The sequence below is a fragment of the Streptomyces smyrnaeus genome, from assembly GCF_017676345.1.
Lineage (GTDB): Bacteria > Actinomycetota > Actinomycetes > Streptomycetales > Streptomycetaceae > Streptomyces > Streptomyces smyrnaeus.
In genome coordinates, this window is record NZ_JAFFZM010000045.1 from 1 (window position 1) to 16,499 (window position 16,499).

The window sequence follows — 16,499 nt, forward strand, 5'->3', positions numbered from 1 at the left end:
GGGGGGCGGGGGGGGGGGGGGGGGCGCCGTTGAACGCGCCGGCCCGCGCGGCGAGCGCCGCCGTGCGGGCGGCCTCGGCGGGCAGCCCCGGATCCGGTTCGGAGTGCAGCAGCACCCGCTGGTGGTAGAGGGGAGCCGTCGAACTCACCACCAGCTTCCGCGCGTCGACGGGCGGGCTCAACTCGCCGCGCTCCACCGCCCGGCCCACGACCGCCTCGCAGCGCGCGTACCGCTCCTCCCAGAACCGTCTCAGCGCCCGCGCCGCCTCCTCCGAGCGGAACGAGGCGGCGATCAGGGCCAGTGCGACGGACGGCTCCTCCGTCAGCGCCTCCTGCACCTCTTCGTTCAGCGCCCGCAGATCGCCCTCCAGGGAGCCGGTGTCGGCCGGGCGCCAGCCGTCGTCGCCCGCCGCGTCGAGGACGTCGGCGAGCAGCCCGCCCACATCCCGCCAGCGGCGGTAGACCGTCGCGCGGTGCACACCCGAGCGGGCGGCGACGGCGTCGACGGTCAGGCCGTCGAACCCGTGCTCCACCAGCAGCGGACCGACGGCCCCCAGCACCTGTTCGCGGACGCGCGCCGTCCGCCCGCCGGGTCGCCGGGCACCGGGAGGCGGAGACCCCGCGGCCTCGGGCCCGTCGCCGCTGCCGTTCTCGCCGTCGTTGCCGCTGCCGTACGCGTTGCCGAAGCCGTGTGCGCTGCCGCCGTCGGCCTCCGGTCCGCTCCGGCTCCCGGTCTCTTCCCCGGACCTTCCCGCAGTCATTCCGCGCTCATCTCCGCTTCTCGTCCGGCCCCGCTTCGGCCTGCTCCGCCCCGCTCGGCCCCTGCTCCGACCCCGCTCCCCGCCCCGCTCGCGATATCCCCTTGCCGTGGCGGTCTCGCCGTGTCACTATCTTAACGCGACAGGCGTCGCTGTAAAGCTCGCCGGTCGGTACGAGGTCGCATTCGTCGCGCATGCCGCGACGCGGAAGAGGAGTTGCCGATGCTCAACCAGAGCGTTCACCCGGTCCCGCGGTCCCCCCTGGCCGCCTCAGCCCCGATCGCTTTGGAGAGCACGTATGCCTACCCAGATCACGGCCTCGGCCGTCACGAAGTCGTACGAAGGCCGGACCGTCCTTGACGGAGTGAGCTGCGCGCTCCCGGCGGGTGAGCGCGCCGGGATCGTGGGGGAGAACGGTTCCGGCAAGACGACGCTGCTCCGCTTGTTCGCGGGGCGCGAGAAGCCGGACGGCGGTGAGATCGTCCTGCACGCCGACGGCGGTGTCGGGTATCTCCCGCAGGAGGAAGTGCTGCCCGGGGAGTTGACGGTGCAGCAGGTCATCGACGGCGCGATGAGCGAGTTGCGCGCCATGGAACGGCGGCTGCGCACACTGGAAACGGCGATGGCCGACGGGGACGAGTCGGCTCTCAGGGAGTACGGGGAGCTGCTGACCGTCTTCGAAGTGCGCGGCGGCTATGAGGCCGAGGCCCGTGTCGAACGCGCCCTGCACGGACTCGGGCTGGGCTTGCTGCCCCGTGCCCGCACCGTGGGCGGCCTCTCCGGCGGTGAGCGGGTGCGGCTCCGGCTGGCCGCGCTGCTGGCAGCGAGCCCCGAGGTGCTGCTGCTGGACGAGCCCACCAACCACTTGGACGATGCCGCGCTGCGCTGGCTGGAAGAGCATCTGCGGGCGCGCCGTGGCACCACGGTCGCGGTCTCGCACGACCGCACCTTCCTCGAACGTGTCGCGACGACGCTGCTGGAGGTGGACGCCGACCGCCGCCAGGTCGTCCGCTACGGCAACGGATACGCGGGCTATCTGGCCGAGAAGGCCGCAGCGCGCCACCGTTGGGCCGAGGCGCACGAGCGCTGGCGGGACGAGACGGAGCGGCTGCGTGAGACCGCGGCCACCACGGCCCGCAGAGTGGCACCCGGCCGGGCGATGAAGGACGGCAACAAGATGGCCTACGACCGGGCCGCCGGTCGTGTCCAGCAATCCCTGGCCAGTCGGGTCCGCAACGCGGAGGAGCGGCTGCGCCGAATGCTGGCGGACCCGGTGCCACCGCCGCCGACGCCGCTGCGCTTCGCCGCCCCGGCCCTGCGTGGCGCCGGGCTGCGCGGCACGGTGCTGGACGCCGAGGGGGTGGGCGTCCGGGGCAGGTTGGCCCGTACGGGGCTGACCGTCTCCGCCGGTGAGCGACTGCTCGTGACGGGACCGAACGGCGCGGGCAAGAGCACGCTGCTGAGCGTCCTGGCCGGAGAGCTGGCGCCCGACACCGGCCGGATCTCCCGCAGAGGGCGCATCGGCCATCTCCCCCAGGAGCCGGAGATCGCCGGCGACGGCGGGGCGACGCTGCTGGAAGCCTATGCGCACGGACGCCCGGGGCCACCGGAGGAGCACGCCCGACGTCTGCTGTCCCTGGGGCTGTTCGACGCGGAGCGGCTGTCCGTGCCGGTGGCCCGGCTCTCCACCGGCCAGCGGCAGCGCCTGGCCCTGGCCCGGCTGGTGACCGAGCCGGTCGATGTGCTGTTGCTGGACGAGCCGACCAACCACCTCTCGCCCGCGCTGGTAGAGGAGTTGGAAGCGGCACTGGACGCCTACGACGGCGCTTTGGTCGTCGTCAGCCACGACCGCCGGTTGCGGCAGCGCTGGCGAGGCGCGCATCTCACCCTGGAAGAACCGAGCGCGCCGCTCCCCGAGGGGACGGCCGAGGAGAGGAGCCGCTTGTGAGCCCGGGCCCGGACCGACAGAGCCCCGTCTCGTCCGCCACATCCGTTCCGCCCGCCGTCTCCGGTCCACCCGCCCCCGCCGTCGAGCCCGACGCGGTGGCGGAGGCGGTGACGATGACGACCACGGCCGCCTTCGGCTCCGAAGCGGGCCCCTACGACGTCGTCACCGGCCCCGACGGGGCGCTGTGGGTGACGCTGGTGGCAGCGGGCGCCATCGCCCGCGTCACTCCGGAGGGCCGGACGACGACATACGCGCTCGACGCCACCGACTGCGGCCCGACGGTGATCACACCGGGCCCGGACGGCGCCCTGTGGTTCACCCGCACCAGGGACCACCGCATCGGCCGGATCACGGTGGACGGGCAGGCCGGGTCGTTCGCCCTGCCGACGCCGGAATGCGGCCCGTTCGGTATCGCGGCGGGCGCGGACGGTGCCCTCTGGTTCACGGAGACGAGTGCGCACCGCATCGGCCGTATCACCACCGAAGGCGAGGTGACCGAGTTTCCGCTGCCGGTCGACGGATGCTTTCCCTCCGCTCTGGTGGCGGGGCCGGACGGCGCGCTGTGGTGCACGCTGAACCAGGCGGACGCGATCGGCCGCATCGCGCTCGACGGCGCCGTCACCCTGTATGAGCTGCCCACCCGGGGCGCCGCACCGGTGGGGATGGCCGCCGGCGCCGAAGAGCTGTGGTTCGTGGAGATCGGTGCCGGCCAGCTCGGCCGTATCACCCCGGACGGCCGTGTCGAGGAGTTCCCGTTGCCCGACCGCGGCTCCAGACCGCACGCGGTGGCCGTCTGCCCGGACGGCACCTGCTGGGTCACCGAGTGGGCGGCGAACCGGATGGCCGCCCGCGCCCCGTCCGGCCGGATCGTGGAGCATCCGCTGCCCACTCCCGGATCGGAGCCGCACGGCCTCACCGTCGGCCCGGACGGTGCCGTCTATGTCGCCCTGGAGCTCGGGGAGGTGGTGCGGGTGGGTACGGGGACGCGCTGACGGTACGGCGACGCTCCGACCGGTTCGGCGGTAAACCGGTTGGCCCGGCCGGTGTGGGCCCACGAGGATGGCGGGATGGCGCGTTCATTCGATGAGCTGGTGGCGGAGGCCGCTGCGGCGTCCGTGGACGGCTGGGGCTTCTCCTGGCTGGAGGGGCGGGCGACCGAGGAGCGGCCCTCCTGGGGGTACCAGCGGCGGATGAGCGCCCGGCTGGCCACCGCCTCCGCCGCGCTCGACATCCAGACCGGTGGTGGCGAGGTGCTCGCGGAGGCGGACAGACTGCCGCCCGTGATGGCCGCGACCGAGTCGTGGCCGCCGAACGCGGCCAAGGCGACCGCGCTGCTGCGGCCGCGCGGGGTGGTCGTCGTCGCGGACACGGGAGAACCGCCGCTGCCGTTCGCCGACAGCGCGTTCGACCTGGTGGTGAGCCGTCATCCGGTACGGCCCTGGTGGTCCGAGATCGCCCGGGTGCTGGAGCCGGGCGGCAGCTATCTGGCCCAGCATGTGGGTCCGGCCTCCGTGTTCGAGCTGGTGGAGTTCTTCCTCGGCCCCCAGCCGGAGGGTCGCAAGCACCGGCGGCCCGAGGACGAGCGGGCGGCGGCCGAGGCAGCCGGGCTGGAGGTGGTGGACCTGCGCTCGGAGCGGCTCCGCATGGAGTTCTTCGACATCGGAGCGGTCGTCTACTTTCTGCGCAAGGTGGTGTGGATGGTTCCGGACTTCACGGTGGAGGGCTACCACGACCGCCTGCGCGAGCTGCACGACCGGATCGAGGCCGAGGGCCCGTTCGTCGCCCACTCGGCGCGCTCCCTCATCGAAGCGCGCAAAGCCGTCTGACCCCCGCCCCGGGACCGCCGGACCTCTGGGCCCGTCAGCCCGCCCGCCCCGCCCGCCCCGCACGTTCTGGGCGGGGGCTTGAGCGGGGGCTACTGCTCGCCGAAGAGGTCGAGCAGTTCCCGCTTCTCGAACATGCGGGCGGTCTCCACGGCGGACGGCGTACCGGCGTGCGGGTCGGCGCCTGCCTCGACGAGGACCCGTACCACCTCTTCCTCGCCCTTGAAGACGGCACCGGCGAGCGGGGACTGGCCCCGGTCGTTGGTGCGGTCGGGGTCGGCGCCCTGGGCGACGAGGGCGCGGACGGTCTCCGGGTGGCCGTGGTAGGCGGCCAGCATGACGAGGGTGTCGCCCTTGTCGTTGCTCAGGTTCGCCGGGACGCCCGCCTTGACGTAGGCGGCGACGGTGTCGGTGTCGCCGTGCCGGGCCAGGTCGAAGACCTTCTGCGCCAGTTCGAGGACCTCGGGGTCGTGTGCGGGTTCGTCGCTCGCGGGGGTGGGTGCGTCACTCATGGGGCCAGCGTACGGAGGGAAGGGGACCGAGGTCGGCTTTGGCCCGTGCCCCGTTCACACATGGGCCAGTGGGTCGACGGTGAGCAACACCTCGCGCAGCGACGGCACCACCCATTCGGCACCGGCGCCGTGCAGCTCCCGCCCTTTGCGTTCGTTGCGGGCGTAGCCCACGAAGCCGACTCCTGCGGCATGTGCCGCTGCGACATCACGTGCGGAGTCCCCGATCATCACCGTCTTCGCGGCGTCGGCGCCCGTCGACTCGAGGGCGCGCAGCACACAGTCCGGGTCGGGCTTGAGGCGGGGGCCGGCCGAGTCGCAGACGCGGCCGCACACCCGGCCGGGGGCACCTGAAGGGCGCCCCTCGACGGAGAAGGCCTCCAGCAGTGAGCGCTTGGCGAGGTAACGTTCCACCGCGTCGGCGCAGTTGTCCGTGGCGACGGCCACCGTGCGTCCTGTGGCGCGCAGGGTCCGTACGAGCGTGTCGGCGTATCCGGTGGGGAAGGCCACTTCGGCCGCGGCGACCTCCTCCAGCGACAGGGAGTGCTCCATCCGCAGGGCGCTCTCCTGCGGCAGCGGGGCGGCGCCTTCGAAGGCGGCGGTCAGCAGTCGCAGCGGGTCGGTGGTCTCGGGCCATGTCCGGGGGGTGCCGTCGGGGGCGGTGGCGTAGGCCTCGCGCAGCCGGTCGGCGACCGAGGCGGCGGTGCGCCGGGCGAAGAGGTGGCACAGCGGGCCGTCGAAGTCGAATATCACGCACTGCGCCGAGCTGATCTCCCGCTCCACTGCCGCCACCATCCTCTGTACCCCCGTGTGTCCCCGTGTGTCCCTGTTCCTGGGCCGTTGGGCCGGAGCCGGTGTCGGCGCTCTTGCCCCGCGGCCGGGCAGGCAGTGATTGTCGCAGGCTCCCCCGCCCCTGGGCAGTGGTTCCGGTCCGCCACCGGCGCCCCTCCGCCGGACGGGGGCGCCGGCGGTCGCCCGACCGACGCGGAGCGGTCGTCCGGCGGACGCCCAGCGGTTGCCTGCGGGGCGCCTAGCGGTTGCCCGGCGTCGTGCAGAAGTCGGCGTACGCCGACTCGACGGCGCCCGCGCTCGGTACGTCGGACAGCTGCAGCGGCTCGGCGGCCCGTACGAGTACGTCGTGCACCAGCTTGGCCGCCTGTGCCAGTTGGCCTGCGAAGTCGGGGGAGCCGACGGCGGCGCTGACCGCGACGGCCTGCCGGACCACGTCGGTGAAGACGGACTGGGCCCGCTTGTAGTCGAGGTAGCGCGGCAGGTCCTCCGCCAGCCCGGCGTCGGCTCCGGGCAGCAGCGGGGTGACGGTCCGCCGCCATTCCTCGACGACGGCTGCCTGCTGGCGGGCCGGGTAGTCCATCAGATGGAGATGGGTGGCCAGGTCGTAGAGCGGGTCGCCGTAGGAGGCGAGTTCCCAGTCGATGGTCCACAGCGTGCCGGCCGGGTCGACGATGAAGTTGGCCCGGTGCAGGTCCCCGTGCAGCAGGCAGCCGGGCCGGTCGGTCAGCCGCGCGGCCTCGGTGGCCGTCCGGGAGCGGGGGCCCAGCGCGTCGTGCGGGACACCGAGCCGGGCGAAGAGCGGGCCGAAGCGGGGGAGGCGTGCGCGATGGGCGCGCTCGCGGGTGAAGGCGAGCAGTCCGCGCAGAAAGAGTGAACTGTCGCTGTGCCCGGCCCCCGGCTGGTCGGCCGCGCCACCCTCGTCGGGCCGCAGTCGGCGGGCGCGTACGTCGCCGGGGCGCAGTCGGCACAGTGAGGCGAACCGTTCCATGATCTGCCGCAGGTGGGCGGGGGCGACGGGGTGACCGCGGGGCGAGAGGGCCGCGAGGGTGCGGCCCTCGACGAACCCGTGGAAGACCGTGCCGGTGGAGCGGACCCGGTGGACCGGGGGGACGCGCGGTACGCCGAGCCGGGCGAGCTCCAGCAGCAGTTCGTCCTCGGAGGCGAAGTACCGCCGGTCGAACCAGAGCGCCCCCTCCCGGGGTTCGCCGATCTTGACCCGTCCCAGCCGGGTGAGCTCGCCCTGGGGGCGGACCACGTACCACTCGCGGTGGTAGCCCGCCAGCGGTCCGTCCACGGCGCCGATCGTCGCGGCCTGTCGCAGGGCGGGGGAGGTCATCGGCGCTGTCCTCGGGGGCGGTCGGGCTCGGCCACGGAGATCACCGGGGTGCGGGCACTGTACCGGGCCGTTCTCCCCGACCTCTCGCGGCTCCCTCGCCGGTCACCCGAAGGGAACGGCGATGGTGGTCCACAGGGAGTCGAAGAACTCCTGCGACTCCTCCACGAAGCTGCTCTCCTGCTCGTCCCGTGCCTGCGGCCCCCGGGTGGAGCGGAAGAGTTTGGCGGTCAGCCCGAGGACGTCGTAGAGGGCCAGTTGCTCGCCTTCGAAGGCGGCTTCCTCGTTCTTGACGACCTGGTAGTAGCCGATGAGGGCCTCGTCGCCGTTGAGCAGATAGAGCTTGTGGGTGGGGGTGAGGGGCACGGTGCGGACGGTCAGCGTCACCTCGGTGCCGAACTGGGCGAGGGAGTTCAGGGAGTTGCTGAGGGCGTTGACGTAGGTGGTCTGTATCTGGTGCAGCCGCTCGCGGGGCTTGGGGTCCTCCGGGTCGTCTATCAGCCGCGGCAGGGCCAGCCGGGCCTCCAGGCTGGGGATGAGGACGCGTGCGGTGACCGAGCGGGGGGTGAGTTGGTGGTCCATGACCTGCCGGACGGGCCAGGCGAGAGCATTGTTGAGGGTCTCGGTGGTGAGGGAGAAGGCGTCGACGGCGACGTCCTCGGCCTGAAATGCCTCATGGAGGCGGTCGGCCAGCTCCACCCCGGCGCTGCGCGGGGCGTCCGGGTGGTGCGTGGACTCGGCCACGGTCGGTGAGGCACCACGGCCCACGTTCTCCAGCAGGCCCTCCTGGGTGAGGGCGGCCAGGGCCTCGCGTACGGCGCTGCGGCCTACGGAGAACTCGGCCTCCAACTCCCGTTGGGTGGGGAGGCGGGCGCCGGGCCGGAGTTTGCCGGTCCGGATGCGCTCACGGAGCGTGTCAGCGACCACTTCGCGCGGACGGCGGCCGCTTACGGAGGTCGGCTTCCTGGTCACGGATTGACCATACAACTTCAGGTCACCGGGCGTTAGTTGTCTGCCAGATGTTTCCAGATGGTGGACAAGTGGGAATGTAGTAAGCGAGTTGGTCGCCAACTTTTCTACCTGGCGGACAACCTCGCAGAGAAGTCACAGCCGGCTCGACTCAGCACCACCCATCCTCTTGGTCGGCCCTGAGCCATCCGCCCGTCCGATGACGCATGGGCGAACTCCGCACTCCCAGCACAGCCGTTCCTCTCGTGCCTGAGAAGGAGGGACCGCCATGCCGTTCTTCGCACTCGCCGTAGCCATCGCCGTCGTCGCCTTCGAACAGCTCGTCCAGGTGCGCTACGGGGTCCTGGGCCTCGTGGGCTTCCTGCTGCTGAGCATAGGTCTCAAGGCCCGGCACACCGGTTGCAGCACCGCGGGAGCCCTGGTGCTCGCCACCCTGCTGCTCCACCCCTGACCGCCCGGACCGGTGTCCGACCCGCGGCCGCTGTCATGCCGCCTTCCCCTCCCATCAACCCACGCCATGGGGAAGGCGGCTTGACGACGGCACTTGTTCTCCCTCTCCGCAGCGCTGCGCCGCGCCGCGCTGCTGGGGGGGCGGCCCCTGTCCGACGTCCGCAGGCTGCGGGCGGGTTGCCATGGGTCTGGTCGCGCACTCTCCGCGCCCCCTTGCGGGCGCCGTCTCAGAACACGTCCGGGCACCACGGCCGTCGTGCCGTACGGAACATCAGCTCCGCCCGCTCCAGCGCGCCGCTCCGGTGCTCGGTCAGCCGGCCCAGCGTCGCCAGCCGTACGGCCGACTCGTCGCCCAGGAACAGAGCGCCCAGCTCGGAGACGTCCAGCGACAGCTCCGGGTCCTCCCTGGTGGCCGCACACCGTGCCCCGCCGCGCGGACCGGCCGCCGCCTCCAGCTTGAAGCGCCCACCCGCGTAACCGTTCTTGTCGCGCACCTCCAGCACCAGCGTGCCCTCGGCCGGGTAGGTACGGGCAGTCAGCATGCGCGGCACGTCCAACGGGCGTATCCACAGCCAGTCGGCGTGGGTGACCGTACGGGCCGCACGCGGGTCCGGCAGCAGCAGCGGCAGCACGTCGTCCGGGGCGCGCAGGCCCGTCCGTACTCGCTGCACCCAGTCCATCGCCAGCACGAACCGCCACAGCGCCGCCTCACCGGCGGCCGTGGTGGCGAACAGGTCCTGCACCGTCACGGTCTGCTCGGGCTGCTTGGCCCGCCACACGTCGTCGGAGGTGTAGGTCACACCGCCCTGCGGCTGACCGTCGGCGTCGCGATAGACGGCGTGGAAGGGGGAGCCGAAACCGTCGCCGGGGAAGCGCAGGGCGCCGGTGTTCACCTGCCACCACTTCTCGTCGCGGTCGATGGCGCCCTGCCGCTGCGGCCCGGTACGGAACCGCTCATGGACGGCGGGCAGCAGCGTGCGGAAGCCGTCGGCGTCCACCAGCTCCATGCTGCCGTCATCCCCCAGGTCGGCCGGGCCCGCGTAGCGGCGGTCCAGCCCCGTACGGGCGACCTGGACCTCCCACTCGGTGGTCCAGGCCGCCGGACCGAAGCCGTACCGCCCGTAGATTGGGTACTCGGCCGCGATCAGGCTGGCGAAGGCGTCGCCCCGCTCCTTGGCCGCGTCCAGCGCGTTCGCCATCATCCCGGTCAGCAGCCCGCGCCGCCGGTGGGTGGGGGAGACGGTGACGTTGGTGACCGCACATGCGGGCAGCTGCGCTCCCCCGGGGACGGTCATCGACTGCGGCGTCGTACGGAAGGTGCCCACGCAGCGCCCGGCGTCGTAGGCGCCCTGCGTACGGTCGAGGGCCATGCCCTGCCTGCGGACCGCCACTTCCGCGTCGTCGACGGTCGGGGAGCGGAAGAAACCGGTGGAGACGGCGCGCAGCCACTCCGGGAGCTCGTCGGGGCCGGTCAGGGTACGGATCTCGACGGGGTTCGGCATCCGCTCACGCTAGGCGGACGCGGTTCCGCCCCGCACCCGTATTTCCGCCGCCCTCGGAACGCCGCCCCCGGACTGCCGCCCCCGGATTGCCGACCCCCGGAACGCCGCCCTCAGAACGCCGCGCGGACCTCGCCGACCTGCACGCCGCCGCCCAGGATCGGAGCCGTCGCGATCCGCTGCAGAACGGGCGAGCTGACCCCCATGTGGCGGGAGAGCGCCCGCGCCAGCACCGGGCCCAGGGCGCGTGTCGCCCCGTCCTCCACCTTGAGGGCGAGCGCGCTGCCGTCCGGCAGCGCGAACCCCTGCACGGCCTCGGCTCCCATCTTGCTGACGGCACCGGGAAGTTCCCGCATCAGCCAGGTGTCGTGCCGCCGGGTGCCGCCCACGTACTCGGGGTGGGCGCGCATCGCCTCGGCCACCCGTCCCTCCGGCGTTCCGGCGGAGGCCAGCGCCAGCGCGCGGAAGCCGCGGGCGAGCCCGGTCAGCGAGACGGCCATCAGCGGCGCGCCGCAGCCGTCCACACCGATGTGTGCCACCGGGTCGCCGGTGGCCTCCTCCAGCGCCTCGCGGACCAGCTTCTGCAGTGGGTGGTCGGGGTCCAGATAGCTGTCCACCGGCCAGCCGTTGGCCTGGCAGGCGGCGAGCATCGCGGCGTGCTTGCCCGAGCAGTCCATGGCCAGCGGGGTCCGGGTGGAGCCGGCCGCCAGGAACGCCTCGGCCTCCTTCTCGTCCAGCGGGAGGGAGGCGGGGCACCGCAGATGGGACTCGGTCAGTCCGTGCTCGGCGAGCATCGTGCGGACCAGGTCGAGCTGGAAGCCCTCCCCGGAGTGGCTCGCCGCGGCCAGCGCCAGCCGCTCGCCGGACAGCTCCAGACCGGAGCGCAGCACGGCGGACGCCTGGAAGGGCTTGTTGGCGGAGCGCGGGAAGACCGGCGCCTCGGGGTCGCCCAGCGCGCAGGTGACGCTTCCGTCGGCCGCCAGCACCACCAGCGAGCCCCTGTGCTGCCCCTCGGTGAAGCCGGACCTGACGACCTCGGCGAGCACGGGGAGTATCTCGGGCATCTCGGGACCTTCCGGTGGTGAACGCCGTGCGTGGCGTGCGGGGCAGACGAATGTGACCCTTCACCGTAACCGGACCCGCCGCGCCGCAGAACGGACACCCCTGTCTGCCGGCCCCGGGCCCTGTCTCCCCGGCCCCTGTCTCCCGGCCCGCTCTCCCGGCTCCCGGTCACGGCAGCAGGTCGTCCACCTGTGCCTCTCCCTCCCGGTACCGTCGGGCGATCTCCGTGCTGCACGCGTCGGCGGTGTGCTGCAACGACTGGCGGCGGCGCGAGACCTGCTGCTCGTAGCGGATCAGCCGGGCCATCGCGTCGTGCAGCTCGCTGTCCGTACGGGCCTCCAGGTCGCTCAGCTCCACCTCGGACAGCATCTCCTCGGCCAGGGTGCGGTACTCCTCGCTGCGGGGTGCGGCGAGTGTCACATGCCGGGCCGAGGAACGGTGGCTGGGCGGGCTGTCGGCGAGGATCTGCGGCAGCAGATCCAGCAGCGGAGAACCGGCCGAAGAGCGCCGGGCCAGTTCGGCGCGGAGGATGTCGATGCGCCCCTGGAGCAGTCTGCGCACATAGCTGAGATCCGCCTCGTCCTGCTGTGCCGAACGTCGCAGGGCCCGCAGTTCGCGCAGGCACAGCGTGTGCAGGTCCGGCTGCTCCGGCTCACGCAGCGCCTCAAGGGCCCCGGACTGTCGCGGCGTCCGGGACCGGCCCGCTCCGGTTGTGCTCATGGGCTTGTGTCCCCTCATCCCCATTGCGCGGTACCTGCTGAACGCACCGCGTGTGCGCATCGTGCCACTCTGTGCCGCTTGCTCGCACTGTTCCTCACCCCCGTTCGGCCGCCGTACGCCCCGCCGAACGGCGGCACGGCATCATGGCGGCATGCGAGCAGTGGTGCAGAGAGTGGACGGCGCGAGCGTCACCGTGGACGGCGAGACCGTTGGTCGGATAGTCGGCGAAGGCCTGTGCGTGCTGGTCGGAGTCACGCACGACGACACGAAGGAGAAGGCGGCACAGCTCGCGCGGAAGCTGTGGTCGGTGCGGATCCTGCACGAGGAGAAGTCGTGCTCGGACATCGGGGCGCCGCTGCTGGTGATCAGCCAGTTCACTCTCTACGGTGACGCGCGGAAGGGGAGGCGGCCGACCTGGAACGGCGCGGCGCCCGGGGATGTCGCCGAACCCCTGGTGGACGAGGTGGTCGCCCAACTGCGTGCGCTGGGCGCCACCGTCGCCACGGGTGTCTTCGGCGCCGCCATGCAGGTGTCGTTGACGAACGACGGCCCCTTCACGGTGCTGCTGGAGGTGTGAGGCGGCTCCCAGGGGGCTCCCAGGGGTCCCTAGGGGGTCCCTAGGGAGCGACGACCACTTCCTGTGCCGCCGCGGTCGCGTCGGGGCCGACGATCAGCTGGGCGTCCGGATCGACGTTCCGTTTCACCAGTGCCAGCGCGATCGGCCCCAACTCGTGGTGCCGTGCCGTGGTGGTGACGAACCCGATCTGCCGGCCCTCCAGGCCCTCGGCGGCGAGCCGTACCGCGTCGCCGTGCACCGGCACCCGCACCTCGCTCCCGTCGAGGTGCAGGAAGACCAGCCGCCGCGGCGGTTTCCCCAGGTTGTGGACGCGGGCCACCGTCTCCTGCCCGCGGTAGCAGCCCTTCTCCAGATGCACGGCGGAGCCGATCCAGCCCACCTCGTGCGGGATGGTCCGGTGGTCGGTCTCCATACCCAGCCGCGGTCGCCGCGCCTCCACGCGCAGCGCCTCGTAGGCGAGGACGCCGACGGCCGGCCCGTGCGAGGCGGCGAAGTCGGTCAGCTGGTCGCGCGGCAGGAACAGATCACGTCCGTAGGAGGTCTCCCGCACGGCCAGGGCGCTGTCCGGCACATCGGCGATGGAACCCGCGGGCAGATGCACGACGGCGACGTCCGGCGTCCGGTCGGCGATCTCGACGCGGTAGAAGAACCGCATGCTCTCCAGATAGGCGATCAGCTCGCCCTGTTTGCCGGGTTCGGTGTGCATCCACACCGTCGTCCCGTCGTCCACGAGCTGGAGCGCCTGCTCGATGTGTCCGTTCGCGGACAGGATCAGCGCCTCCGTGGCTTGCCCGGCCGGAAGCTGCTCCACGTGCTGGGTGAGCAGCAGATGCAGCCAGGAGAGCCGGTCCGCACCGGAGACGGTGACCACGCCGCGGTGCGAGAGGTCCACGAAGCCGGTGCCGTCGGCCAGGGCGCGCTGTTCCTTGAACAGGTCGCCGTAGTGGGCGGCGACACCCTCGTCGGGGGCTTCGGCCGCTACCGCACCGGGCAGGTTCAGCAGCGGGCTGGGGGCGGGAGCGGCGGCGCTGTTGCTCGAACTGCTGGAGGACATACGCCCAGCCTACGACGGGCTACGAGGCGTCCCCGGCCGCGTCGGCGGACTTGTCGCGACCGCCGCCCCCGTCGGAGCCGGCGGCCTCGCCGACGCACTTCGCGCACTGGCCGAAGATCGCGAAGTGCTTCATGTCCGTCTCGAAGCCGAAACGCTCCCGCAGGGTCGCGGTGAACGGCTCGGCGACGGACAGGTCGGCCTCGATCACCTCGGTGCAGTCCCGGCAGACCAGGTGCATGTGGTGGTGCCGGTCGGCCAGGTGGTAGGTGGGCGCGCCGTGCCCGAGGTGCGCGTGGGAGACCAGTCCCAGCTCCTCCAGGAGCTCCAGCGTGCGGTAGACCGTCGAGATGTTGACGCTGCCGGCCGTACGGCGGACCTCGGCGAGGATGTCGTCGGGCGTGGAGTGCTCCAGCTTGTCCACGGCCTCCAGCACGAGCTGGCGCTGCGGAGTCAGCCGGTATCCGCGCGCCCGAAGGTCGCTCTGCCAGTCGGTGGTAGCCACGAGGTCCAGTGTAGAAGCGGCGCGGGTCCGGGTGCCCCCGTGGCACCCGGACCCGCGCTGTCGGAAGGGGAGAAGGGTCAGTTCTGGCCGGCCTTCTTCCGCTTGGCGGCGAAGACGGCCAGACCGCCGATCACGACGAGTGCGCCCGCGCCACCGACGAGCAGCGGCGTGTTGGAGCTGCTGCCGGTCTCGGCGAGGTCGCCCTTGCCGCTGTCGCCCTCGTCGGAACCACCCGCAGGCGCCGGGGTGTTGGCGTCGGAGGCGTCGTCACTGGGCTTGTCCGAAGGCTTCTCGGTGGGCTTGTCCGAGGGCTTGTCGGTCGGCTTCTCGGTCGGCTCGTCCGAGGGCTTCTCCGTCGGCTTGTCGGTCGGCTTCTCGGTGGGCTTGGGCTTGGTGGCGTCCACGCTGTAGGTCTGGGTGACGCTGTTGTTGCTGGTGTCCGGGTCGGGCTTGTCGCCCTTGATCTGGGCGCGCAGCGTCTGCTTCTTGCCCGAGAGGGTGGCCGGAAGGTCCATGTTCTCCAGCTCGTCACCGTCGGCGGCCAGGTCGGCCACGATGACGACCTTCTTGGCGTTCCAGGACGTGACCGTGCCCTTGTCCACCTTCGGCTTGCCGGTGAACGTGACGTTCTTGACGGCGGTCACCGTGACGGTGGCCTTGGCGGCCTCGGGGCCGTGGTTGCCGAAGTTGCCCCCGATGCCGTCGCCCATCACCTTGCCGGTGTTCTTGTCGTAGAGGATCCCCGACGTCAGGCCGACGTTCATCTCGGCACCGCTGTCGTACGCGAACGCGCCTGCCGCGGTGGCCAGCTGAGTGGTGGCCAGGCCGCCGAGCAGCGCGACGGTCGCGGCGGCGGAGGTCATGCGAGAACGATTCACAGAAGAGCCTTTTCCCCGTTATGGCAGCCGAGCGCGGGGCGAGGGGGCGCAGAACGTGCGACAGGGACTCGCCGGCGCTCGTGCCGGTGAATGGATTAACGCCATTCTTATCACTCAGGGGTACGCATTAATATGCCAACTCTGTGTGATGACGCCTGCCCGATGTGTGAGGAAACTGCCCTGACCTGCGGCTACCCGGGTCGAGGGTGCCGGGAGCGGGTTCCTGGACTCTGCCCGGGGAAACGGGCTATTTCACAGCTTTCACAATCGTGACACCGCTGAGACGCCGCCGTGCCACTGCTGGGCGGGACCGCCGGCGGAACGGGAGCCCGCCGATGGAAGAGCGGGACCCTCGCACGGGTGGGATCGTCAGCGGAAGAAATCCGTCAGCGGAAGAAGGCGATGCCGTCGTCGGGCAGATCCACGACGTCCTTGGCCCATTCCTTCGGATCGACGACCTTCTTCAGCTGCGCCGACATGTAGGGCCGCAGCGGCACCTGGGGCGTGGCCTTCTCGCCCACCCACATCAGATCGCCGTTGACATAGCCGTACAGCCGCTTGCCGCCGCTGTACTCGCCCGCGACGGCGGTCCGGGCCACCGCGTCGGTCGCCAGATCGATCTGCGGCTTCTTCTCGGCCAGCTCGCCGTACCAGACCTCCGCGATGCCCTGGTCGCGGATCATCACGACCTCGACCTTGCGGTCCTTGTCGACACGCCAGTACCCGGTCTCGGTCTCCAGCGGGCGGACCTTCCTGCCCTCCGAATCCAGCTCCCAGGAGTGCGAGACGTACTCCAGGAAGTCACGGCCGTCGTGGGTGAAGGTGACCTCCTGCCCGAAGTTGCACTTGCGCTCCTCCTCGCCCTGCTGTCCGTCCTGCGGAGCGTCGAGGGCGGCCACACCGGCACCGGTCCAGTTGCCGAGGAGGAAGGCGAGGGGGACGAGGTCCGGGTGGAGGTCGGACGGAATCTCGATCATGGAGCTGGTCGATCCCTAAGTGTGGCGGGCGAGCGGTCAGCGCTAGCGCTGGCCCTGGTAGAGCTTCTTGAAGGCCAGCCCGGCGAAGGCCACGGTACCGATGCAGACCAGGACCATCAGGGCGGTGAAGAATGCCTCAAGCACGGGGTGGCTCTCCTTGCGCGATGTTCGGTGACGCAGCCGAGTCTAATCGCCGTGCTCGGCGGGGGCCTCCCGAGGGGCGCTCAGTAGACGAGGGCCTGCACGCCCTCGGGCATGATCTCGCTCACGAAGAGCTGGGCGCCCGCGATCCGGACGCCCTCGATGACGTCCTTCTCCTCGATGCCCCTGCGGGCGGCGCACTGGGTGCACAGCGTGATACGGCCACCGCTCGCCCGGACCGCCGCCATGAGGTCGGGCAGGGGCGCGGCGTGCGGCAGCTCGAACTCGGCGGCGCGGCCTGGGAGGGCGAACCAGGCTGATTCGCCGGTCAGCCACAGGCTCACCTCGGTGCCGCTGGCGGAGGCCACGGAGGCGACCGTGAACGCTTGCGAGCATCGTTCGGGGGCGTCCGCCCCCGCGGTGACCTTGATGACGAGCTTCCGATGTGCCATACCGCCAGCATATGAGTGCGAGGGCTCCAGCCCTCGTACCCGGTCCGTTGTTGGGG

General features: G+C 71.9%; 18 protein-coding genes. 5 read left to right on the forward strand and 13 right to left on the reverse strand.

Annotated elements, in window-relative coordinates; translation table 11 throughout:
- Positions 1-760 (reverse strand): TetR/AcrR family transcriptional regulator (locus JW613_RS35110; RefSeq protein ID WP_209215255.1); only part of this gene is annotated, 760 nt, incomplete at its 3' end.
- Between the two features lie 295 nt (positions 761-1,055).
- Here JW613_RS35110 and abc-f point away from each other — a divergent pair.
- From abc-f to JW613_RS35125, 3 genes are all read left to right on the forward strand, one after another.
- Positions 1,056-2,705, forward strand: coding sequence for a ribosomal protection-like ABC-F family protein (abc-f, locus tag JW613_RS35115; protein WP_209215256.1), 1,650 nt, complete (start codon positions 1,056-1,058; stop codon positions 2,703-2,705).
- Between the two features lie 113 nt (positions 2,706-2,818).
- The gene (locus tag JW613_RS35120; RefSeq protein WP_209215269.1) at positions 2,819-3,697 is read left to right on the forward strand and encodes a Vgb family protein; all 879 of its coding nucleotides are present in this window, start codon (positions 2,819-2,821) and stop codon (positions 3,695-3,697) included.
- 75 nt (positions 3,698-3,772) lie between these two features.
- The gene (locus tag JW613_RS35125; RefSeq protein ID WP_209215257.1) at positions 3,773-4,531 is read left to right on the forward strand and encodes a methyltransferase domain-containing protein; all 759 of its coding nucleotides are present in this window, start codon (positions 3,773-3,775) and stop codon (positions 4,529-4,531) included.
- 89 nt (positions 4,532-4,620) lie between these two features.
- On the opposite strand, the gene JW613_RS35130 is transcribed toward JW613_RS35125, so the two are convergent.
- The 4 genes from JW613_RS35130 to JW613_RS35145 all read right to left on the reverse strand — a co-directional run bounded on the left by JW613_RS35130 (position 4,621) and on the right by JW613_RS35145 (position 8,134).
- Positions 4,621-5,040, reverse strand: coding sequence for an ankyrin repeat domain-containing protein (locus tag JW613_RS35130; protein ID WP_209215258.1), 420 nt, complete (start codon positions 5,038-5,040; stop codon positions 4,621-4,623).
- A gap of 54 nt (positions 5,041-5,094) precedes the next feature.
- Entirely contained in the window at positions 5,095-5,832 is a 738-nt protein-coding gene (locus JW613_RS35135) for an HAD family hydrolase (RefSeq protein ID WP_209215259.1), read from the reverse strand.
- Positions 5,833-6,067: 235 nt separating this feature from the next.
- Positions 6,068-7,165: an aminoglycoside phosphotransferase family protein gene (locus JW613_RS35140; RefSeq protein WP_209215260.1), complete on the reverse strand. Its 1,098-nt coding sequence runs from the start codon at positions 7,163-7,165 to the stop codon at positions 6,068-6,070.
- A gap of 102 nt (positions 7,166-7,267) precedes the next feature.
- Positions 7,268-8,134 carry a GntR family transcriptional regulator gene (locus JW613_RS35145; protein ID WP_209215261.1) on the reverse strand — a complete coding sequence of 289 codons (867 nt, stop codon included), beginning with the start codon at positions 8,132-8,134 and terminating at the stop codon, positions 7,268-7,270.
- A gap of 265 nt (positions 8,135-8,399) precedes the next feature.
- Between JW613_RS35145 and JW613_RS35150 the strand changes: the two genes are divergently transcribed.
- Complete coding sequence (locus JW613_RS35150) at positions 8,400-8,582, forward strand: hypothetical protein (RefSeq protein ID WP_019354313.1); 183 nt, start codon at positions 8,400-8,402, stop codon at positions 8,580-8,582.
- A 226-nt stretch (positions 8,583-8,808) separates the two neighbouring features.
- Here the strand turns inward: JW613_RS35150 and JW613_RS35155 are convergent, their stop codons facing one another.
- From JW613_RS35155 to JW613_RS35165, 3 genes are all read right to left on the reverse strand, one after another.
- Complete coding sequence (locus JW613_RS35155) at positions 8,809-10,083, reverse strand: GNAT family N-acetyltransferase (protein WP_209215262.1); 1,275 nt, start codon at positions 10,081-10,083, stop codon at positions 8,809-8,811.
- Between the two features lie 110 nt (positions 10,084-10,193).
- On the reverse strand, positions 10,194-11,144 hold the full coding sequence (locus JW613_RS35160; protein ID WP_209215263.1) for an asparaginase: 951 nt from the start codon (positions 11,142-11,144) through the stop codon (positions 10,194-10,196).
- A 166-nt stretch (positions 11,145-11,310) separates the two neighbouring features.
- The gene (locus tag JW613_RS35165) at positions 11,311-11,862 is read right to left on the reverse strand and encodes an RsiG family protein (protein WP_180289676.1); all 552 of its coding nucleotides are present in this window, start codon (positions 11,860-11,862) and stop codon (positions 11,311-11,313) included.
- A 151-nt stretch (positions 11,863-12,013) separates the two neighbouring features.
- Between JW613_RS35165 and dtd the strand changes: the two genes are divergently transcribed.
- Complete coding sequence (dtd, locus tag JW613_RS35170; RefSeq protein ID WP_099882407.1) at positions 12,014-12,439, forward strand: D-aminoacyl-tRNA deacylase; 426 nt, start codon at positions 12,014-12,016, stop codon at positions 12,437-12,439.
- A 40-nt stretch (positions 12,440-12,479) separates the two neighbouring features.
- Here dtd and ygfZ read toward each other — a convergent pair whose 3' ends face one another.
- The 5 genes from ygfZ to JW613_RS35195 form a co-directional block, all read right to left on the reverse strand.
- Positions 12,480-13,493 carry a CAF17-like 4Fe-4S cluster assembly/insertion protein YgfZ gene (ygfZ, locus tag JW613_RS35175; RefSeq protein WP_209215264.1) on the reverse strand — a complete coding sequence of 338 codons (1,014 nt, stop codon included), beginning with the start codon at positions 13,491-13,493 and terminating at the stop codon, positions 12,480-12,482.
- Positions 13,494-13,512: 19 nt separating this feature from the next.
- The gene (locus JW613_RS35180; RefSeq protein ID WP_209215265.1) at positions 13,513-13,995 is read right to left on the reverse strand and encodes a Fur family transcriptional regulator; all 483 of its coding nucleotides are present in this window, start codon (positions 13,993-13,995) and stop codon (positions 13,513-13,515) included.
- Between the two features lie 77 nt (positions 13,996-14,072).
- Positions 14,073-14,858 (reverse strand): LAETG motif-containing sortase-dependent surface protein, encoded by a 786-nt coding sequence (locus tag JW613_RS35185; protein WP_209215266.1) that lies wholly within the window; start codon positions 14,856-14,858, stop codon positions 14,073-14,075.
- 401 nt (positions 14,859-15,259) lie between these two features.
- On the reverse strand, positions 15,260-15,850 hold the full coding sequence (locus tag JW613_RS35190) for a heme-binding beta-barrel domain-containing protein (protein ID WP_209215267.1): 591 nt from the start codon (positions 15,848-15,850) through the stop codon (positions 15,260-15,262).
- A gap of 224 nt (positions 15,851-16,074) precedes the next feature.
- Positions 16,075-16,443 (reverse strand): DsrE family protein, encoded by a 369-nt coding sequence (locus tag JW613_RS35195; protein ID WP_209215268.1) that lies wholly within the window; start codon positions 16,441-16,443, stop codon positions 16,075-16,077.
- Between the last annotated feature and the right edge of the window lie 56 nt (positions 16,444-16,499).